The organism is Pseudomonas mucidolens (genome assembly GCF_900106045.1).
Classification (GTDB): domain Bacteria; phylum Pseudomonadota; class Gammaproteobacteria; order Pseudomonadales; family Pseudomonadaceae; genus Aquipseudomonas; species Aquipseudomonas mucidolens.
Genome location: NZ_LT629802.1, coordinates 4353321 through 4374271 on the forward strand (window position 1 = coordinate 4353321; position 20951 = coordinate 4374271).

Annotated in this window: 17 protein-coding genes and 2 pseudogenes; 4 read left to right on the forward strand and 15 right to left on the reverse strand. The window is 61.0% G+C overall.

The features are described from left to right. Positions 1–47: 47 nt before the first annotated feature. Together BLU75_RS20070 and BLU75_RS20075 are read left to right on the forward strand one after the other, a co-directional pair. Positions 48–236 (forward strand): annotated as a pseudogene (locus tag BLU75_RS20070) (iron ABC transporter substrate-binding protein); the annotation flags it as partial. A 26-nt stretch (positions 237–262) separates the two neighbouring features. Next, positions 263–1730, forward strand: a pseudogene (locus tag BLU75_RS20075) (ABC transporter permease). Positions 1731–1869: 139 nt separating this feature from the next. Here BLU75_RS20075 and BLU75_RS20080 read toward each other — a convergent pair. The 12 genes from BLU75_RS20080 to BLU75_RS20135 all read right to left on the reverse strand — a co-directional run bounded on the left by BLU75_RS20080 (position 1870) and on the right by BLU75_RS20135 (position 16220). Then, complete coding sequence (locus tag BLU75_RS20080; RefSeq protein ID WP_084379645.1) at positions 1870–3804, reverse strand: methyl-accepting chemotaxis protein; 1935 nt, start codon at positions 3802–3804, stop codon at positions 1870–1872. A gap of 139 nt (positions 3805–3943) precedes the next feature. Further along, entirely contained in the window at positions 3944–5233 is a 1290-nt protein-coding gene (locus BLU75_RS20085) for an adenylosuccinate synthase (RefSeq protein ID WP_084379646.1), read from the reverse strand. A 54-nt stretch (positions 5234–5287) separates the two neighbouring features. After that, entirely contained in the window at positions 5288–6475 is a 1188-nt protein-coding gene (locus BLU75_RS20090; RefSeq protein ID WP_084379647.1) for an ATP phosphoribosyltransferase regulatory subunit, read from the reverse strand. 296 nt (positions 6476–6771) lie between these two features. Further along, positions 6772–7638, reverse strand: a complete 867-nt coding sequence (gene hflC / locus BLU75_RS20095) for a protease modulator HflC (RefSeq protein WP_084379648.1) — start codon at positions 7636–7638, stop codon at positions 6772–6774. Next, positions 7638–8813 carry an FtsH protease activity modulator HflK gene (gene hflK, locus BLU75_RS20100; RefSeq protein ID WP_084379649.1) on the reverse strand — a complete coding sequence of 392 codons (1176 nt, stop codon included), beginning with the start codon at positions 8811–8813 and terminating at the stop codon, positions 7638–7640. The genes hflC and hflK overlap by 1 nt, the downstream gene beginning before the upstream one ends. A gap of 96 nt (positions 8814–8909) precedes the next feature. Next, the gene (gene hflX / locus BLU75_RS20105; RefSeq protein ID WP_084379650.1) at positions 8910–10211 is read right to left on the reverse strand and encodes a ribosome rescue GTPase HflX; all 1302 of its coding nucleotides are present in this window, start codon (positions 10209–10211) and stop codon (positions 8910–8912) included. Positions 10212–10223: 12 nt separating this feature from the next. Then, on the reverse strand, positions 10224–10484 hold the full coding sequence (gene hfq / locus BLU75_RS20110; RefSeq protein WP_084379651.1) for an RNA chaperone Hfq: 261 nt from the start codon (positions 10482–10484) through the stop codon (positions 10224–10226). 96 nt (positions 10485–10580) lie between these two features. After that, a complete protein-coding gene (gene miaA, locus BLU75_RS20115; protein WP_084379652.1) occupies positions 10581–11552 on the reverse strand; it encodes a tRNA (adenosine(37)-N6)-dimethylallyltransferase MiaA in 972 nt (323 codons plus the stop codon). Further along, positions 11552–13465 carry a DNA mismatch repair endonuclease MutL gene (gene mutL / locus BLU75_RS20120; RefSeq protein WP_084379653.1) on the reverse strand — a complete coding sequence of 638 codons (1914 nt, stop codon included), beginning with the start codon at positions 13463–13465 and terminating at the stop codon, positions 11552–11554. Before mutL ends, miaA begins: the two co-directional genes overlap by 1 nt. Next, on the reverse strand, positions 13465–14886 hold the full coding sequence (locus BLU75_RS20125; RefSeq protein WP_084379654.1) for an N-acetylmuramoyl-L-alanine amidase: 1422 nt from the start codon (positions 14884–14886) through the stop codon (positions 13465–13467). Before BLU75_RS20125 ends, mutL begins: the two co-directional genes overlap by 1 nt. Before the next feature lie 15 nt (positions 14887–14901). After that, the gene (tsaE, locus tag BLU75_RS20130; protein ID WP_084379655.1) at positions 14902–15372 is read right to left on the reverse strand and encodes a tRNA (adenosine(37)-N6)-threonylcarbamoyltransferase complex ATPase subunit type 1 TsaE; all 471 of its coding nucleotides are present in this window, start codon (positions 15370–15372) and stop codon (positions 14902–14904) included. Further along, positions 15360–16220: an NAD(P)H-hydrate dehydratase gene (locus BLU75_RS20135; RefSeq protein WP_084379656.1), complete on the reverse strand. Its 861-nt coding sequence runs from the start codon at positions 16218–16220 to the stop codon at positions 15360–15362. Before BLU75_RS20135 ends, tsaE begins: the two co-directional genes overlap by 13 nt. Before the next feature lie 63 nt (positions 16221–16283). Here BLU75_RS20135 and queG point away from each other — a divergent pair, with 63 nt between their 5' ends. Beyond that, the gene (queG, locus tag BLU75_RS20140) at positions 16284–17363 is read left to right on the forward strand and encodes a tRNA epoxyqueuosine(34) reductase QueG (protein ID WP_090221546.1); all 1080 of its coding nucleotides are present in this window, start codon (positions 16284–16286) and stop codon (positions 17361–17363) included. On the opposite strand, the gene BLU75_RS20145 is transcribed toward queG, so the two are convergent. After that, positions 17345–17959 carry a trimeric intracellular cation channel family protein gene (locus BLU75_RS20145; RefSeq protein WP_172832109.1) on the reverse strand — a complete coding sequence of 205 codons (615 nt, stop codon included), beginning with the start codon at positions 17957–17959 and terminating at the stop codon, positions 17345–17347. The two genes, queG and BLU75_RS20145, sit on opposite strands and share 19 nt — an antisense overlap. A gap of 181 nt (positions 17960–18140) precedes the next feature. Next, entirely contained in the window at positions 18141–18683 is a 543-nt protein-coding gene (gene orn / locus BLU75_RS20150; protein ID WP_084379659.1) for an oligoribonuclease, read from the reverse strand. 106 nt (positions 18684–18789) lie between these two features. Between orn and rsgA the strand changes: the two genes are divergently transcribed. Continuing rightward, a complete protein-coding gene (gene rsgA / locus BLU75_RS20155) occupies positions 18790–19821 on the forward strand; it encodes a small ribosomal subunit biogenesis GTPase RsgA (protein WP_084379660.1) in 1032 nt (343 codons plus the stop codon). 101 nt (positions 19822–19922) lie between these two features. On the opposite strand, the gene motB is transcribed toward rsgA, so the two are convergent. Then, positions 19923–20948, reverse strand: a complete 1026-nt coding sequence (motB, locus tag BLU75_RS20160) for a flagellar motor protein MotB (RefSeq protein ID WP_084379661.1) — start codon at positions 20946–20948, stop codon at positions 19923–19925. Positions 20949–20951: the final 3 nt, after the last annotated feature.

Below are 20951 nucleotides of genomic sequence, written 5' to 3' on the forward strand. Positions count from 1 at the left end.
ACTGAAACAGTTACAAGCCCGGAGGGGAAAACTGACAAATCCAGCCCCCCAAGGAAGCCCAGCAACTGGTGGCGTTCATGGCCAGCGAAGAAGGCCAGTGGGCAATCACCAACACCTCCGCCGAATACCCACTGCGCAAGGGCATGGAGTCCAGCCGCAGTCTCAAGCCGTTCAATGAACTGCAACCGCCAAAAGTCACTTCCGCCGACCTGGGCAACGCCGAAGAAGCCTTGTAGCTGGAACGTGAAGTTGGCTTGAACTGATGAACCCAGCGCTATCCACGCCCGCCTTGCGCGGGGGGGGTTTAGTCCAAGGCGCAAACGCCCTTCGATCTGGCCGCTACTGCCCGTATTGCTGCTGGTGGGCCTGAGCCTGTTGCCACACTGCTGGATGTCGGCCTCAAGGCCTGGCAGGCCGGCTGGGCCGAGGCCGTGCATTTGTTGTGGTGGCCTTATGTTTTCGGACTGCTGCGCAACACCTTGGCCCTGATGGTCGGCGTGACCGTCGCCTGCGCGGTGATTGGCCTGGAGCGCAGCAATCTGCCGGGCAGACGCCTGTGGGGCGTAGTCCTGTGCCTGCCGTTTACCGTTCCAGCGTTCGTCAGCAGTTTTACCTGGGTCTCGCTGAGTGCCAGCTTCGAAGGGCTGGGCGGCGCCATCCTGGTGATGAGCTTGTCCAAATACCCGCTGGTGTTTCTGCCGGTGGCGGCGACCCTGCGCAGCCTCAACCCCTCGCTGGAGGAGTCGGCGCGCACCTTGGGACTGAATCGCTGGGGCGTGTTTTTCCGCGCCACCCTGCCCCTGTTATGGCCTTCGCTGCTGGCCGGCGCGCTGTTGATTCCGCTGAATATGCTGGTGGAGTTCGGCGCCCTGTCGATCATCGGCCTGCAGACCTTTACCACCGCAATCTACCAACAGTTCGAGCTGGAATTCAGCAACGCCAACGCAGCGATGCTGTCGGCGGCATTGCGGGTGCGCGGCAAGGGCCGACACGTACGTACCGACCAGGGCGCGGCGCGACATGCGGAGTAGGTTCGCCTGGGCCAATGGGCGCCGCTGGCGCAACTGTATTGCCTAGCACTGGCGATCATCGGCAGCAACATTCCGCTCGGAATGCTCGGCTACTGGCTTGCCGTGGGTTCGTCAGCAGCCTTTCCGATGACTGAGATAGGCGAGGCGTTGCTGTCATCGCTGGCGCTATCACTGGGCGGCGCCGCGCTGTGCCTGGCACTGGCGGTGCCGGTAGTGGTCGTGCGCTATAACAGCCAACTGGCGCTATGGGCCGAGCGCCTGCCATATCTGCTGCATGCCCTGCCCGGCCTGGTGATTGCGCTGACGCTGGTGTATTTCGCCCTGCATTATGTGCCGCTGCTGTACCAGACGTCTGCGTTGTTGCTGATCGCCTACGTGTTGTTGTTCCTGCCGCTGGCGCAGGCGCCGATTCGTACCCCGCGGAACAAGGCGGCACCGCAGCTGGAAGAGGCCGCGCGAACGCTGGGCGCATCGTCTTTCAGTGCGTTTTGCCGGGCAACCTTGCCGATTATCTTCCCGGCACTGGGTGCGGTGTTTTTGGACGCCATGAAGGAACTGACGGCGACCTTATTGCTTAGCCTCACAGGACTCAACACATTGGCGACCGCTGTATCGGCGCATATCTCGAAGGTGGAATTCGCGGCGGCAGCGCCCTATGCGGCGCTGCTAACTCTGGTATCCGGGCTGCCGGTGTATTGACTGACCACACAGATGTATCTGAGCCGCTGAAACAGCTATCGCGAGCAAACCCGCTCCCATATTTGATCGCACTCCTTCAGGGTGAGCCCGATCGAATGTGGGAGCAGGCTTGCTCGCGAAAGCGCCAGATCAGACAACGCTAGGCCCTGAACTGCCCCAAGCTGGCTTTCAACTGCGCCGCCAGCCCATCCAGCACCTTGCCGCTGGCCGTCGTTTCCACGACTGCCTGCGCAGCACGCTCGGCCTGGGCATGAATCACCTCGACTCGACCGCGCACCGCATGCGCGCCTTGCGCTTGATGCTCGGCCGCGCGCGTCGCCAGACCAATCGCCGCATGCACCTGCTCCACCGAAGCCTGCACCGACTGCTGCAACCGCACGCTGTCACGCAATACCAGCAAGCCTTCATTGGCTTGGCGTCCGGCCTTGCCAATGGTGGCGACCGCCTCACGCGCGCCTTGCTGCAAGGCTACGATATGCGCTTGGATATCCCCGGTAGAACTCTGGGTTTTGCTCGCCAGCGCACGCACCTCGTCCGCCACTACCGCAAAACCACGCCCGGTCTCACCGGCGCGCGCCGCCTCGATCGCTGCGTTCAACGCCAGCAGATTGGTCTGCTCGGCAATCCCGTGAATCACCGTCAACACCACTTCGATTTGCTCGCTTTGCTGGGCCAGCCGCTCGATAACTTTTGCTCCCTCTTCCACCTGCCCCGCCAACGCTTCGATCAGGCTGCCCACCTCGGCAGAAGTTCGAGAGTTTTCATCGGTTGCCTGGCGAATATCCACCACCTGCTGCAAGGCGGCCTGCATGGCATGACTTTCCGCCTGGGCCTCATCAGCCATTTGCGACAACGCCCGCAGGCTTTCAGCCACCTCATCGCGCTGCAGGCCCGCGGCAGCATCGGCGCCGGCATTGCGCAGGGTCAGCGCGCCGATTTCCACGCCTGTCCGCTGAGCCACATCGCCCGCCTCACGCACAATCGGCTGCAACTTATCCACAAAACGATTGACCGCCGAAGCCATGGCGCCGATTTCATCCTTGCTGCTGATCTGCACACGCTTGGTCAGGTCGCCCTCGCCAGCCGCCAGATCATCCATCGCGGCAATCAGCAGCTTCAGGCGATTGACCACCCGTCGCCCAAGCACCACGGCAACCAGCAGCAGCACCGCAAAACCGACCACGGCCAGCCCCATGCCGATCCGCCAACGCAATGTCCCCGCGGCCTCTTGCACGGCGCCAGAGGTATTGGCCGCCATCTGTGTTGCGGTGACCTGCGCCGACTGCAGGCGCGCGCCCATGGCAGCAGCGCTATCAGCGGCCGCCCCCTTGAGACTGTCGCCGACCAGTTGAGCACTGCTGGCGATCAACGCCGCAAAACGCTGATCCAGGGCCGTCAAGTCCGCCTCCACCGATGCGGTGGACACCCCCATGATGACCTTGCCGATTTCCACGCCATTCGGGCTGATAGACGCTTCCAGGTAATACACCGAAGGGTCGTTTTTGGCAGCATTCAGCACTTTATCCAGAGCGCGATCACCCTGGCCTTTTTCCAGCAGCGCCTTGTTGATCGGATTTTGCCGGTTCAGGTAGCGAGTCAGGTGCTGGCCGGCGGGATCGTCATACACCACGAACAATACGTTCGGATTGCGCTGGGCACGTCGGGCGAACTCCGACAAGGCAGGTACATCGCTGTCCCACATCGCTCGGGGCGCAACCGACGCCAGCAACTGCGCCATGTCATTGGCGGAATCCTGCAGGTCTTTTTCCAGGGTTGCACGCAGGTGCTGCTGCTCTTGTTTCAAGCGCACCGAAAGGCCCGCGGTCAGACGCTCGCGCGTACTGATTGAAAGCGTCTCCAGACTGGACGTCACTTCCTGGCCCGCCTGGGTCAACTCGCCAGAGAGCTGTTGACTGTCGGCGCCCAACTGGCGACCCAAATCGACCTCCAGCGCAGTGACTGTGCTCCGCGTCAGAGCGACGGCCACCAGCACCTGCACCAAAAGAGCGATACCTAGAGTAACGAACACCGGCCGCAACAGTCGGCTTTGTAACAATGAGAGAACGGCAGACATTGGGCACACCTCCATCCAACGTGCCATTAAATTGATGGCATCGCGAAAGACAGAAACATAGCAAGGGTCGTGCCGTGTGCAAGACAGAAACGACAAAGGGCCCCCGAAGGGACCCTTTGCTTTTTACATCAACAGCTTATTAAGCGAACGGGTGACGCAGGACGATGGTCTCGTTGCGGTCCGGGCCCGTCGAAATAATGTCGATCGGCGCACCTACCAGCTCTTCAACGCGCTTGATGTAGGCACGGGCGTTAGCTGGCAGCTCTTCCAGGGTCTTGGCACCCACGGTCGATTCGGTCCAGCCCGGCACTTCTTCGTACACAGCCTGCAGGCCCACGTAGCTATCAGCGTCAGTCGGCGCAGCCTCATTACCTTCTGCATCTTTGTAGCCGACGCAGATGTTGATGGTTTCCAGGCCGTCGAGCACATCCAGCTTGGTCAGGCAGATACCCGAAATGCTGTTCACATCGATAGCGCGACGCAGGATAACCGCGTCGAACCAACCACAACGACGAGCACGGCCTGTGGTCGCGCCGAACTCGTGGCCTTGTTTGGCCAGATGCGCACCGACTTCGTCGAACAGCTCAGTCGGAAATGGTCCCGAGCCTACGCGTGTGGTGTAGGCCTTGGTGATGCCCAGGATGTAGTCCAGGAACATCGGGCCAACCCCCGAACCGGTAGCCACGCCGCCAGCGGTGGTATTGGAGCTGGTCACGTACGGGTAGGTGCCGTGGTCGATGTCCAGCAACGAACCCTGGGCGCCTTCGAACATGATGTCTTTGCCCGCGCGACGCAGGTCGTGCAGTTCGGCAGTCACGTCTAGCATCAACGGCTTGAGCAGCTCGGCGTATTCCTTGCATTCGGCCAGAGTCTTTTCAAACTCGATGGCTGGCTCTTTGTAGTAACCCACCAGCATGAAGTTGTGGTAATCCACCAATTCACGCAGTTTGTCTTCAAAGCGCGACATGTTGAGCAGGTCGCCCACACGCAGGCCACGACGCGCAACCTTGTCTTCGTAGGCTGGGCCGATGCCGCGACCGGTGGTACCGATCTTCAGTTCGCCACGAGCCTTTTCACGGGCCTGGTCCAGCGCAACGTGGAAGGACAGGATCAGCGGGCAGGACGGGCTGATACGCAGGCGCTCACGCACCGGCACGCCTTTCTCTTCCAGCTTGGTGATCTCGCGCAACAGGGCGTCAGGTGCTACCACCACGCCGTTGCCGATCAGGCACTGTACGCCTTCGCGCAGGACGCCCGACGGGATCAGGTGCAAGACGGTTTTTTCGCCATCGATGACCAGCGTGTGGCCAGCGTTGTGGCCACCTTGGTAACGCACTACAGCGGCAGCATGTTCGGTCAGCAGATCAACGATCTTGCCTTTGCCCTCATCACCCCATTGGGTGCCCAGGACTACGACATTCTTACCCATAACACTTGTCCTCATTCGCGCAAACTTGGTGTCGGCAGCGGCCGACAGGAAAACTCAAGAAGCCAGTGGCGATACTTGCCAAAGCCCGTTCTGCAAAATCAATTGCCGGTCGCAGTCCGCTTCACGGGCGGCGGCCAATGGCTGCCCAGGCAAAGCCTGGACGACACGCTGACCCTCGCCGCGCAACTGGCAGACTTGCTGCCAGAGTGCCGCGTCCGTACTGTCAGGCATCCAGATACCACCAGACGGTAACTCGACCTCAGCACGCCCCAGGGTCACCAGGGTTTTCAAATCGGTGGAAAAGCCGGTGGCCGGACGCGCACGGCCGAAGTCGGCGCCGATGTCGTCATACCGTCCGCCCTGGGCGATGGCTTGGCCAACACCCGGCACAAACACCGCGAACACCACACCTGTATGGTAGTGGTAACCGCGCAACTCACCGAGGTCAAAGTACAACGGCAACTGCGGGAAGCGGGCCGACAACTGCTCGGCAATCACCAGCACGTCATCCAGCGCCGCCAACACCGGCGCAGGCGCATTCGCCAGACGTTCACGGGCCGCGACCAGGACCTCACGGCCACCACACAGATCTACCAGCGCGCGCAGCATGCCGGCCAGTTCCGCAGGCACACCTTTGGTCAGGGATATCACTTCATCGATCGCCTTGCGCTGCAGCGCATCGAACAATTGCTGCTCCACTTCACCGGACAAACCGGCGGCGCGGGCCAGGCCACGATAAATACCGACATGCCCCAGATCCATGTGGACATCCGGCACATCGGCCAGTTGCAACATCGCCAGCATCAGGCTGATGACTTCCACATCGCTGCTCGGGCTGGCATCGCCGTACAACTCGGCACCCAGCTGGATCGGGCTACGCGAAGACGACAAGGCTCGTGGCTGAGCATGCAGCACGCTGCCGGCGTAGCACAGGCGACTCGGGCCTTCACGGCGCAAGGTGTGCGCATCGATGCGCGCGACTTGTGGCGTTATATCGGCACGAAAGCCCATTTGCCGACCCGACTGAGGGTCAATGACCTTGAAGGTGCGCAGATCCAGGTCCTGGCCCGCGCCGGTCAGCAGCGATTCCAGATACTCGATATGCGGAGTCACGACAAACTCGTAACCCCAGCTCTGGAACAGATCTAACACCTGGCGGCGCGCGACTTCAATGCGCGCGGCCTCTGGTGGCAGTACTTCTTCGATGCCATCTGGCAGCAGCCAGCGGTCTACCGTTGCCATTACGCCAATCCCCTATGACCCGGCCAGCCCTTGGGCGAGCCTTGAGTGAAGCAGAAAATCCCCGGCCCTCGCCTAATCCACGCGCAAGAGCAGCGTGACGAACGGCCTGTAACCGGCCTCGTCGGGCACTTTCCTCGAAAAACCTGTCGCGCCAGCTGAACACAACGACAATCAAACATGCAGACGCAAAAAAGCCGGGAATTTCCCGGCTGCCGCATCATACACCCGTTTTCTCAAAGGATCACCCCGCCGAACGTTTTAGCCGCCCGACGGAGTGAACTCAGATAAAAACCAGGTTACTTGGACTTTTCCAGGTAGCGAAAGAAATCGCTGCTTGGGTCCAACACCATGACATCGGTTTTGTTCGCGAAGCTTTCACGGTAGGCACGCAGGCTACGATAGAACGAGTAGAACTCCTGATCCTGACCGTATGCCTTGGCGTAGATCGCCGCCGCTTGAGCATCACCATCACCACGCGCCTCTTGAGACTCGCGATAGGCTTCTGCCAACAGTACGCGACGCTGACGGTCGGCATCCGCACGGATACCTTCAGCCAGTTCGTTACCCTTGGCGCGGTGCTCACGAGCCTCACGCTCACGCTCGGTGCTCATACGCTCGAACACACTACGGTTCACTTCCTTCGGCAAATCGATGGCCTTGACCCGAACATCGACAACTTCGATGCCCAACTCTTTTTCAGCCATCTTGTCCAGCGAAGCGGTGATATCCGCCATCAAGGCATCACGCTCACCGGAAACCACCTCGTGCAGGGTGCGCTTGCCGAACTGGTCACGCAGGCCCGACTCCAGACGACGCGACAAACGCTCGTCGGCAATCTGCTTGAGGCCGGAGGTCGCGGTGTAGAAGCGCTCGGCGTCCTTGACGCGCCACTTGGCGTAGGCGTCAACCATCACGGCTTTCTTTTCCAGGGTCAGGAAGCGCTGCGTCGGCGCATCCAGCGTCATCAGACGGCCGTCGAACTTGCGCACCTTGTTGACGTAGGGGATCTTCACATGCAGGCCCGGCTGGACATCTTCCTGAACCACACGACCGAATTGCAGCAACACCGCGCGCTCGGTCTGAGCCACGATGTAGAAGCAGTTCCAGGCAGCGATGACCACGACGACGCCCACAATCAGAGCGGTCAGCGATTTATTGCTCATCAACGACTCTCCCTGGTACGTGTTTGCTGTTGCTGCAAGTCAGCCGCCGCACGGGCGCTCGCTTCATTGGCAGCCGCAGTCGAACTGCTGGACGGCGGATTGCTGCCACCACGACCACTGTCAATCATCTTGTCCAGCGGCAGGTATAGCAGATTGCTCTGCCCATCCTTGTTGCCGGTCACGAGGACTTTGCTGGTGTTAGTGAAGACCTCCTGCATGGTGTCCAGGTACAGACGCTCACGCGTGACTTCCGGTGCCTTGCGGTACTCGGCGACCAGGCTGGTAAAGCGATCCGCTTCACCCTTGGCGCGGGAAACCACTTCATCGCGATAGCCGTTGGCATCTTCAATAATGCGCTGGGCCTGACCACGGGCTTCCGGCACGACGCCGTTGGCATAGGTTTCTGCCTGGTTGCGCGAGCGCTGCTCGTCTTCACGGGCACGGATCACGTCATCGAAGGCGTCCTGCACTTCACGCGGTGCCGCTGCGCTCTGTACGTTGACCTGAGTGACGGTGATACCGGTGCGATAAGTATCGAGGAAGCGTTGCAGACGCTCCTTGATCTCGCTGGCCATCAGTTCACGACCTTCAGTCAGCACCTGGTCCATCGCGGTGGAACCCACTACGTGGCGCAGGGCGCTTTCGGTCGCATGCTGCAAACTGATTTCCGGCTGGTCGACGTTCAGCACGAAGTCCTGCAGGTTGCTGATCTTGTACTGCACGGTCAGCGGCACTTCGACGATGTTCTCGTCTTCGGTCAGCATCTGGCCCTGCTTGGTGTAGGCACGCTCACGCGTGACGTTCTCCATGTACTTCTTGTCGATCGGCGGGAAATAGATATTCAGGCCCGGGCCAACGGTCTCGTAGTACTTGCCGAAGCGCAGCACCACGGCCTGCTCCTGCTCGTCGACCACATAGACCGCGCTGTACAACCACACAGCGGCCAGCGCGACAAGCGCGAGGCCAAGCAGGCCGTAACCACCGCCCTTGCCTGTGCGACCGCCCTCGTCACCACCACGTTTTTTTCCACCACCGAACAACCCATTCAGGCTTTCCTGCAGCTTACGGAAGGCCTCGTCGAGATCCGGTGGCCCCTTGCGGTCGCCATTATTGCGGCGTTTACCACCCCAAGGATCCTGATTATTCGAGTTGCCACCCGGCTCATTCCAAGCCATAGCGCTCTCCATCTGATAAAGCAAAGACGCACCCACGGCGCGCCGACCAATGCTACAGAATGCCTGCCACAGCGGCACAACCGCTTTCTCAGGCTTTTATTGCAAAGTGTGTTCTTCGATGAACTCCACTGGCTGCAAGCCCTCTCGACTGACCAGCCGATTCAGCTCGGTCCGGGGCAATCGAACAGCCAGCAAGCTGACACCTTCTTCGTCATGCTCTTCTTTCTGTACCGCGCCCAGCTCAAAAAACTGTGCACGCAGTCGAGCAAAACGTTGCGGCAAGCGCAAGGTGCCGACAAACAAATCGCTGCCGAGTATTTCGGCAATGGCTTGCTCCAGCAGCTCCAGACCACTGCCATCTCGCGCCGACAGCCAGACCCGCTGGGGCTTGCCGTTTTCGTCGCGCTGAATCTGTGGTTCAACGCCTTCAAGCAGATCGAGTTTGTTATAGACCTCGAGGATCGGCAAGTCCTGGGCCCCAATCTCGCCCAGCACCAGCATCACCTGTTCAATCTGCAACATCCGGTCAGGCTCGGCGGCATCGATCACGTGCAGCAACAGGTCGGAATTGCTCGACTCTTCGAGCGTAGACCGAAATGCCTCGACCAGCTTGTGCGGCAAATGGCGAATGAAACCCACAGTGTCGGCCAGGACAATCGGCCCCAGGTCGTCCAAATCCAGACGGCGCAAGGTCGGGTCGAGGGTGGCGAACAGTTGGTCGGCCGCATACACGTCAGATTTCGTCACGTTGTTGAACAGCGTGGATTTGCCGGCGTTGGTGTAGCCGACCAGGGACACGGTAGGAATATCCGCACGCATCCGGCCACGTCGCGACTGCTCGCGCTGGCTGCGGACTTTTTCCAGGCGACCCTTGATCTGGCGCAGGCGAACCCGCAGCAGGCGCCGGTCGGTTTCCAGCTGGGTCTCACCCGGGCCTCGCATACCGATACCGCCACCCTGGCGCTCAAGGTGAGTCCAGCCACGTACCAGCCGGGTACTCATGTGATCAAGCTGGGCCAGTTCGACCTGGAGCTTGCCTTCATGGGTACGCGCGCGCTGGGCGAAGATATCCAGAATCAGGCCCGTGCGGTCGATCACGCGACACTCGAAAACACGTTCGAGGTTACGTTCCTGACTGGGCGTGAGGACGTGATTGAAGATCACCAGATCGGCTTCTTCGGCGTGGACCAGGTCGCGCAGTTCCTCGACCTTGCCGCTGCCAATCAGGTATTTGGCGGTTGGCCGATGACGCGGCACGTTAAAAAACGCAACGGTCTCGGCGCCGGCCGAATTTGCCAGCTCCTGAAACTCCTGCGGATCTTCGCGCGCCTCAGGGTCCTGTCCATCCAAGTGAACGAGGATCACTCGCTCACCACCACCGTGGCGCTCAAAGAACAAAGGAGACTCCTATCAGGCGTTACCTGGCTCAGCGTCACCCTGTTCGGTTTCGGCTGCGCTAGGCAGACGAATTGGACGAACCGGCACTACTGTCGAGATAGCGTGCTTGTAAACCATCTGGCTGACGGTGTTTTTCAGCAGGATAACGAACTGGTCGAAAGACTCGATCGTACCTTGCAGCTTGATACCGTTGACCAGATAGATGGAAACCCCAACTTTCTCTTTACGTAAAGTATTCAAGTAAGGGTCTTGTAGCGAATGCCCTTTTGACATGTGCCGCACTCCTTTAAGGTTCAATAATTATAAAATCGGGAAAATAGATAGCTTGTGTCCGTCACACCCCCAAGGATAGACGGCAATTGCAAGGACTCAGCTCAATATGGAGACCGTTCCCAAGTATTTCAAGGCGCGTGACAGATTGTCGCAATCCAGACTGTCCAGCCAATGCAAGTCAGTCCAACTGCGTAGCCATGTGAACTGGCGTTTTGCCAACTGGCGCGTAGCAATAATGCCGCGCTCCTGCATTTCGGCTGACGTCAGCTTGCCATCCAGATGATCCCAGACTTGGCGATAGCCTACAGCACGTATCGAAGGCAACCCCGGATGCAAGTCACCTCTTGAACGCAAAGCTACGACCTCGTCCACGAACCCCTGTTCCAACATAATTGTGAATCTTTGTGCTATTCGCTCATGCAGAACCTGACGATTCGCCGGAGCGATGGCCAGATTGGCGACAGTATAGGGCAATTGTCCCTGCCCTGAGGCGCCTGCATCAGTACTTTGCGCAGATTGTTTCAGTCGGTGGGCAGTCATCGTCTGGCCACTCACTCGCCAGACTTCCAGGGCTCGCGCCAGCCGCTGGGGGTCATTGGGGTGAATGCGCGCGGCGGACACCGGATCTACCGCTACCAACTGATCATGCAACGCCTGCCAGCCAAGACGCGCCGCCTCGTCCTCCAACTCGGCGCGCACCCGGGGGTCGGCCGGCGGCATGTCCGCCAGACCTTCCTGCAGCGCCTTGTAGTAAAGCATCGTGCCACCCACCAACAGCGGAATATTGCCCCGCGCAGTGATTTCGGCCATGGCGGCGAGGGCATCGGTGCGAAAGTCCGCCGCCGAATAGCTCTGCGCGGGGTCGATAATGTCGATCAGGCGATGTGGATGCGCCGCCAACAGTTCTTTCGAAGGCTTGGCGGTGCCGATGTCCATGTCCCGATAAACCAGGGCAGAGTCGACGCTAATCAACTCGCAAGGCAGGACCTTGGTCAGCTCGATCGCCAAGTCGGTCTTGCCGGCGGCTGTCGGCCCCATCAAGAAAATAGCGGGAGGGAGAACACTCATCAACGACCGCGCAAGAACAATTTGTCCAGGTCATCCAGGCCCATCTGGGTCCAGGTCGGCCGGCCATGGTTGCATTGGCCGCTGCGCTCGGTGTTTTCCATGTCGCGCAGCAAACCGTTCATTTCCGGCAAGGCCAGGCGGCGGTTGGCACGTATCGCACCGTGGCAGGCCATGGTGCCGAGCAGCTCATTGATGTGCGCCTGGATCCGGTCACTGGTGCCGTACTCCATCAGGTCAGCCAGCACATCGGCCACCAGCCGGTTGGCTTCGGCTTGCTTGAGCAGTGCAGGAATCTGCCGGATAGCCAGGGTTTCCGGGCCCAGACGCTGCAATTCAAAGCCCAGTTTCTGGAACACCGCGTGGTGCTCTTCAGCACAGTCGGCCTCACGCTGGCTGACCGCCAGGGACTCTGGCACCAGCAGCGGCTGGCCGCTCAGGCCTTCACTGGCCATGGCGATCTTCAGCCGCTCGTACATGATCCGCTCGTGGGCCGCGTGCATGTCCACCAGCACCAGCCCATGGGCGTTTTCCGCGAGAATGTAGATGCCCTTGAGTTGTGCCAGTGCGTACCCCAGCGGCGGCACATCGCCCTGACCTTCGGGCAACGCGGCGGCGCTTGATTCGGCGCCCGGCAAAGGCGCGAAAAACTCACGATACGCCGCCTGGGCTTCAGCCATCGGCACGGCCGACTGCGGACGCGGGGTGTATTGATACTGGTAGCCGGCACCGGCGCCGGATCCCGGCGCGGGGTAACTCGGCTGGGCCTGGGGCGACTGCAGCAGGTTGGCCGCCAGACTCATCTCGCCTTGAGGTCCGAACTCACCGGCCTCCGGCCCTGTTGGACGGACAATCGCGGTGGCAATCGGCGCCGACACCTGATCGTCCGGCCGCACGTCGCCGAGCGCGCGATGCAAGGTGCCGTAGAGGAAGTCGTGGACCATGCGTCCGTCACGGAAGCGCACTTCGTGCTTGGTCGGGTGCACGTTAACGTCCACCACCGATGGGTCGACCTCGAAGAACAGCACAAAGGTCGGATGCCGGCCATTGAACAGCACGTCTCGATACGCCTGGCGCACCGCATGGGCCACCAGCTTGTCGCGCACCGCCCGCCCGTTGACATAAAAGTACTGCAGATCCGCCTGGCTGCGCGAAAACGTCGGCAACCCAACCCAACCCCAGAGATGCAGGCCGTTACGTTCGACCTCGATGGGCAGCGCCTGCTCGAGGAACCCCGAGCAGCAGACCGCCGCGACACGCCGTGCACGGGCGCTGTCGTCATTGGCTTCATGCAGGCTGAGGATGGTCTTGCCGTTGTGGCGCAGATGGAAGGCCACGTCGAAACGGGCCAAGGCCAGGCGCTTGATGACTTCTTGCAGGTGATCAAATTCGGTTTTTTCGGCCTTGAGGAACTTGCGCCGCGCCGGGGTATTGAAGAACAGGTCGCGCACTTCGACCGAGGTGCCCACCGGGTGGGCGGCTGGCTGGACCCGAGGCGCCATGTCGCGACCTTCGGTCTCCACCTGCCAGGCCTGTTCGGCACCGCGGGTGCGAGAGGTCAGGGTCAGGCGCGCCACGGAGCTGATGGAAGCCAGGGCTTCACCGCGAAAGCCCAGGCTCATCACCCGCTCAAGGTCTTCCAGGTCACGAATCTTGCTGGTCGCGTGACGGGCCAGGGCCAGCGGCAGGTCATCGGCGGAAATACCGCTACCGTCGTCACGCACCCGCAGCAGCTTGACACCACCCTGTTCGACATCGACGTCAATGCGCTTGGCACCGGAATCCAGGCTGTTTTCCAATAGCTCCTTGATGACCGAGGCCGGCCGCTCGACGACCTCGCCCGCGGCAATCTGGTTGGCCAGGCGCGGACTGAGCAGTTCGATCCGCGAAGTGTCATTCAATATCGATTCGCTCATTACTGCGCCGCCAGTTCAGTGCCGGGAATACTCAATACCTGGCCAACCTTCAGCTCGTCGCTCGTGAGCTTGTTGGCACTGCGCAAGGCTGCGGTCGAAACCTGGAAGCGTACTGCCAGCATGGCCAGCGTATCGCCAGGCTGAACCCTGTGATCACGGGGGCCCTGGGCGATTTTCCCGGAATCACGCAACCAGGCGATATAGCTTCCCGGCGGAGGGTTTTGCTGGAAGAACTGGCGTACGCCGGCGCTGATGGAACGCGCCAACGCCTGCTGGTGGCTGCGGGTCGCCAGCTTAGACGCTTCCTTGGCGTTGGAGATAAAGCCGGTCTCCACCAGGATCGACGGGATATCCGGTGACTTGAGCACCATGAACCCGGCCTGCTCCACCCGACGTTTGTGCAGAGGCGTCACCCGGCCGATGTTGCTGAGGACCTTTTGGCCGACATTCAAACTGGACGTCAGCGAAGCGGTCATCGACAGGTCCAGCAACACGCCGGCGAGCATACGGTCCTTGTCATCGAGGGAGACATTGCCGGCACCGCCGATCAAGTCGGAACGGTTTTCACTGTCTGCCAGCCAGCGCGCGGTTTCGGACGTGGCGCCGCGGTCAGACAGGGCAAACACCGAGGCCCCGAAGGCCGCCCTGGATGGCGCGGCGTCGGCGTGGATCGAAACGAACAGGTCGGCGCCCTTCTTGCGAGCGATTTCGGTACGCCCGCGCAACGGGATGAAGTAATCGCCGGTGCGCGTCAACTCGGCACGGAAACCTTTCATGCCGTTGATCTGGCGCTGCAGCTCCCGGGCAATGGCCAGCACCACGTCTTTTTCATGCTGCCCACGCGCCCCCGAAGCACCGGGATCTTCACCCCCGTGACCGGCGTCGATTACCACGATGATGTCGCGTTTGCCGGACGGTGCGGGAGGCGGAGGCGGCAGCTTGACCCGGGGTTGCGCAGGGTTGACCGGTACCGCGGGCACGGTGGCGACACTTGGCGGCGGTGCGGGCGCCGGGGCGGCGTCGGCCGGGTTGTCGAACAGATCGACCACCAGCCGGTTGCCATACTGGGCGTTCGGCGTCAGGGAAAAGCTTTTCGGGGTGACGACCTTTTTCAGGTCGATAACCACGCGCAGGTCGGTCGGCGTGCGCTGGGCTGATCGCATGGCGATGATCGGCGTATTGGCGGTGGACACCTTCAGCGGCGTGGCCAGGGTCGCACCGTTGATATCGATCACCAGGCGATCAGGCGCCGTCAGGGTAAAGACGCTGTGCTGGACCGGGCCAGACAGATCGAAAACCAGTCGCGTGTTATCCGGCGCACGCCACAGGCGCACACTGCGAACCTGCGAAGCAGCCAGAGCATTGACAGTCATTGCCGCAAGCAACACCCCTACGACAGCAACCAACGCGCGAAAGCGCATACCTAACCCCACCAATTATTTGAATTCCAAAGCCAGAGTGGCGCACCACGACTGGCCGCGCGCGCTCTGGGGCAACAATTTCAGCTGACGTCCATTGTTATGCGAGGTAATGGTAATGGTCAGGTCCGGCTTTGGCAAAAAGCCTGTGCCTTTATCCGGCCACTCGATCAGGCACAGGACATCCTCATCGAAGTAATCGCGAATCCCCATGTACTCCAGTTCTTCAGGGTCTACCAGACGGTAAAGGTCGAAATGGAAGGCCCGCACCTTACCTATTTCGTAGGGTTCGACCAACGTAAAGGTTGGACTTTTCACCGCACCTTCATGACCCAGACCGCGAATAATGCCCCGGGACAACGTGGTCTTGCCCGCTCCCAGGTTACCCTCAAGAAAGATCAATCCGGCACCGGCCGTGACGTGGGCGACGCGATGACCGAAGGCGACCGTAGCCTCTTCATCAGCCAGAAACACCGTTACTTCAGACACGGAGACTGCTCCTCCAGTAATTGACGAATGGCGGGAATCAGATCGCTGGCGGCCAAGCCACGACCAAGCGCTCCCTGGCGATCGCCTGCGCTAGCGTGCAACCACACCGCCAGACAGCTCGCCTCAAAGGCGGCCAGCCCCTGGGCCAGCAACGCCCCCACCAGGCCCGCCAACACATCGCCCAGACCCGCCGCGGCCATCGCCGGGTGGCCCTGATCACAGCGCGACACACGGCCATCGGGGCTGGCGATCAAACTGCCAGCGCCCTTGAGGATAGCCACCGCATTGAATTTCTGACTCAGCGCGCGCGCCACTTTAAGGCGGTCAACCTGAACCTCGGCTGTCGAGATCCCCATCAGTCGCGCGGCTTCTGCGGGATGTGGAGTGATCACGCAGTTGGCCGGCAAACTCACATTGCCTGCCGCCAACAGGTTCAGCGCATCGGCGTCCCAGACCTGTGGCTGCCGGGCATTGGCGGCCACGGAAAGCAGACTTCTGCCCCAGGCCGCCCCGCCGAGCCCCGGCCCCACGACGATCACCGAGACTTTTTCCAGCAGTCCCATCAATTGATTGGCCGAAGACACACCCAGCGTCATCACCTCCGGCAAACGCGCCAGGGCCGCCGGGACATGCTCACTGCGGGTGGCGACAGACACCCTGCCCGCTCCGCTGCGCAGCGCACTTTCGGCGCTCAGCAACGCCGCGCCACCAAAACCATGGTCGCCGCCGATCACCAGCACGTGGCCAAACTGGCCCTTGTGCGCGTCCGGGGAACGCCCAGCGAGTCGCGGCAATTGGCCAGGCAACAACTGCTGAACGTCGGTTATTTCGTGTTTTGTCTGCGGCATACGTCTTCAAGCTCCGATGTCTGGCAGAATTATACGCATCTAACTTGCGGTTTCTCTCGTCTCATGCCTGCTATTACCACCGATCTGCCTGCCCTCGCCCAATCGATCAAGGACTGGGGCCGAGAGCTGGGCTTCCAACAAGTCGGCATCAGCGGCCTGGACCTGGCCGAGCATGAACAGCACCTGCAACGCTGGCTCGACGCCGGCTACCACGGCCAGATGGACTACATGGGCGCCCACGGCAGCAAACGCTCCCATCCCGAGGAACTGGTGCCCGGCACCTTGCGCGTGGTGTCCCTGCGCATGGATTACTTGCCCGGCGACACGCACATGGCGCACTTGCTGGCCCAACCGGAAAAAGCCTATATCTCGCGCTACGCCCTGGGCCGCGACTACCACAAGCTGATTCGCAAGCGCGTCCAGCAACTGGCTGAGCGGATCCAGGCACACATTGGCCCGTTCGGCTTTCGCGCCTTTGTCGACAGCGCCCCGGTCCTGGAGAAGGCCATTGCCGAACAGGCCGGCCTCGGCTGGATCGGCAAAAACACCTTGGTACTCAACCGCAAGGCCGGCAGTTATTTTTTCCTCAGCGAGCTGTTTGTCGACCTGCCGCTCCCCGTCGACCCGCCCCACACCTCCGAACACTGCGGGCGCTGCACCGCCTGCCTGGATATCTGTCCGACCAACGCCTTTGTCGGGGCTTACGTACTGGACGCCAGGCGCTGTATTTCCTACCTGACCATCGAGCTGAAAAGCGCGATTCCCGAAGACCTGCGACCGCTGATCGGCAACCGCGTCTTCGGCTGCGATGACTGTCAGATCGTTTGCCCGTGGAATCGTTTCGCGCGACCTTCCGGCGAAGGTGATTTCCAGCCTCGGCACAACCTGGATAACGCCGGGCTCGCCGAGCTGTTTATGTGGGACGAGGATAAATTTCTGAGCAGCACCGAAGGCTCGCCGTTGCGCCGCGCCGGTTACGAACGCTGGCTGCGCAACCTGGCGGTCGGCCTGGGCAACGCGCCTTCAAGCATTGTGGTGCTGGAGGCCTTGAAAGCGCGCCGCGATTACCCTTCCGAGCTGGTCCGCGAACATGTGGAATGGGCGCTCAAGCAACACGCCGAACGTCAATGCTCGTCGTTGTAGACGAACTTGGGCATTTCCCAGTGAAAGCGGATGGCCAGCAACCGCAGTAGAAAACCGCTGAACAACGTAAGCAGGGTCGCCTGCTCGCCGGGCAATTGCAGATAGACACACAGCAGGTAAAACCAGGCGGCCAGGAACGACACGCTGGCGTACAGTTCACGGCGAAAGATCAGCGGAATGTCGTTACAGAAAATGTCCCGCAAGATACCGCCAAACACCCCGGTGATCACCCCGCTGACCGAAGCCACCAGCATGCCATGTCCCATTTCCAGGGCCGTCATGCAACCGATCAGGGTGAAGGCCACCAACCCCACGGCATCCAGGGCCAGGAACAGAGAGCGCAGATGGCGCATCAGCGGTGCGATAAAGATCGTCACCAGTGCGGCGATGGAGGTCAGCACCAGGTACTCCGGGTGCTTGACCCAGGTCAGCGGGTAATGCCCCAGCAACACATCACGCACCGAACCACCACCCAGCGCCGTCACACAGGCGATCAGCACCACGCCAAACCAGTCCATACCGCGCCGACCGGCGGACAAGGCGCCGGTCATGGCTTCAGCGGTGATGGCGATGAGGTAGAGCATCAGCAGCATGATGGCGATCCTTCCAGAGAGGCCGGCAGTCTAATCATTTGCAGATGGCACCAAAAGAGGGCGCTCGGAGATAAATCGCGTCGGCCCTATCGCAGGCACGCCAGCTCCCACACTTTGATTTGCGAACACAGTCAAATGTGGGAGCTGGCGTGCCTGCGATGGCGTCCGTTCAGGCGCCCCGGAATCATGCCTTGATGAAATGTTTGCGGTAATGCTGCAACTCGGCAATCGATTCACGAATATCGTCCAGCGCCAGGTGCGTACCGCCCTTGTGGAAGCTGTCCTTGACTTCCGGTGCCCAGCGCGCGGCCAGCTCCTTGAGCGTCGACACATCCAGGTTGCGGTAATGAAAGTAACTTTCCAGCGCCTTCATGTGGGTATAGAGGAAGCGGCGGTCCTGGCAGATGCTGTTGCCGCAGATCGGCGATTTGCCCTTGGGCACCCACTGCTCCAGGAAGGCCAGCGTTTGCGCTTCGGCTTCAGCCATGCTGATGCGACTGTCGCGCACACGCTGGGTCAGGCCCGAGTTGCCGTGGGTGCGGGTATTCCACTCGTCCATCGTGGCGAGCACTGCGTCGCTGTGGTGAATCGCGATGACCGGACCTTCGGCCAAGGTATTGAGATTGCTGTCGGTGACAATGGTCGCCATCTCGATGATGACGTCGGTGTCAGGGTTCAGACCGGTCATCTCCAGATCGATCCAAATCAGGTTCTGTGGGTTTTGCATGTCGTGGTTCCTTGGCACCTTGGCGTAGCTGCGCAGTTTAGCAGGCGCGGCGTGCTAGACTCGCGACCGCTTCATCTATCCTTTGCATTATCGACACGGAACACCAATGGCCAAACGCCAGCTCAATCGCCGCCAAAACTGGCGCATCGAAAAAATCCAGGGCGAGCGCGCCGCCCGCGCCGCCAAACGTGAGTCATCCGCCGTAGAAGCGCTAGAGGGCGGCGATCTGGGCCCCGAGCAAACGGGCCTGGTCATCGCGCACTTTGGGGTACAGGTCGAGGTCGAGGCCCTGGAAGGCGAACTGGCTGGCCAGGTCTTTCGTTGTCACCTGCGCGCCAACCTGCCGGCGCTGGTCACCGGCGACCGGGTAGTCTGGCGTGCCGGCAACCAGGGCATCGGCGTCATCGTCGCGCAACTGCCGCGCAACACTGAACTGCGTCGCCCGGACAGCCGAGGCCAGCTCAAGCCGGTAGCGGCCAACGTCGACATGATCGTCATCGTCTTCGCGCCGCTGCCCGAACCTCACGCCAACTTGATCGACCGCTATCTGGTAGCCGCCGAACACGCCGGTATTCGCCCGCTACTGCTGCTGAATAAATTCGACCTGATTGACGAACAGAACGCCCCGGCGCTCAACGCACTACTGGCGGTTTATCGGCACTTGGGCTACCCGGTACTGGAAGTCTCCGCGCATCACGGCAACGGCATGGAGCAACTGCAGCGCCAACTCGATGGGCACATCAGTGTGTTCGTCGGCCAGTCGGGCGTGGGCAAGTCGTCGCTGGTCAACAGCCTGCTGCCGGAGGTCGAGACCCGCGTCGGTCCGCTGTCGGAACTCTCCGGTCAGGGCACTCACACCACCACCACCGCAAGGTTGTTTCACTTCCCAGGCGGCGGCGAGTTGATCGACTCACCAGGCATTCGTGAGTTCGGCCTCGGCCACGTCAGCCGTAGCGATGTCGAAGCGGGCTTCATCGAGTTCAACGACTTGATCGGTACCTGCCGCTTCCGCGACTGCAAGCACGACCGCGAGCCTGGCTGCGCCCTGCTCATGGCGCTGGAAGATGGCCGCGTGCAACAGCAGCGCATGAACAGCTATCGCTCGATCATCGCCAGCTTGCCGGAAAGCAGCTATTAAGTTGTGGGGTAGCGGGCTTGCTCGCGATAGCATCACCTCGGTGCATCAGTTACACCGGGTTGCCTGTATCGCGAGCAAGCCCGCCCCCCACACAAGCAGCATCAGCTACCAGCCGGAGCTTCTCCGGGAGCCTTCAGACCACCGTCATCGAACAGATTGAGCTTCTGGCGCAACTCATGCGCCGGCAACGGCTCCTGCTCCGGTGGCAGGGCATTTGGATCCACCGGCACTTCGCCCGGTGCGCCGTCGCCCTGGATGGGTACTGGCGGCGGCACCGCACCTTGCTCACCTTCAATCGCGCGCTGGGCCTTTTTGGTCAGTACGACGATATCAATGCGCCGGTTGATCGGATTGAACGGATCCTCGGCATCAAACAACTGCGAAGACGCGAAACCCACCACCCGCGCCACTTGCGCCTCCGGATAACTGCCGGCAACCAGTGCACGGCGGGCAGCGTTGGCGCGGCTGGCGGACAGCTCCCAGTTACCGAAATCACCCAACCCTGAATACGGCTCGGCATCGGTATGACCGCTGACACTGATCTTGTTCGGCACCGCCTTGATGGTGTCGGCCATGGCCAACAGGATGTCCTCGAAGTACGGCTTCAAGCGCGCACTGCCGGAATCGAACATCGGCCGGTTCGCGGCGTCCATGATCTGAATGCGCAAGCCATCCGGGGTGATCTGGAACTGGATCTGATCCTTGAATGGCTGCAGTTGCGGGTTCTCGTCGACCTTGTTCTTTAACTCCTGCAGCAGCAATTCCAACCGCTCATGCTCGATCTGTTCGGCCATGCTATCGACGGTGTCGCGCTCGATTGGAATTTTTTCCTGCGGCGACTCGGTCTGGACCTCGGGATTGATGGTGCGCTCGGGCGCCAGCTCCGGCGAGCCGCCCAGGTCGATTACAAAGGGCGTGCCACTTTCGGAAAAGCCGATGGGATCCTTGAAGTAACCGGCAATCGCGAGCTTTTGCTCCGGGGTCGCCGTGGACATCAGCCACAGCACCAGAAAGAACGCCATCATCGCCGTCGCAAAGTCGGCGAAGGCGATTTTCCAGGCGCCGCCGTGATGCCTGCCCGCAAAGCGCTTGACGCGCTTGATTATAATCGGCTGATTGTTTTCCATGAC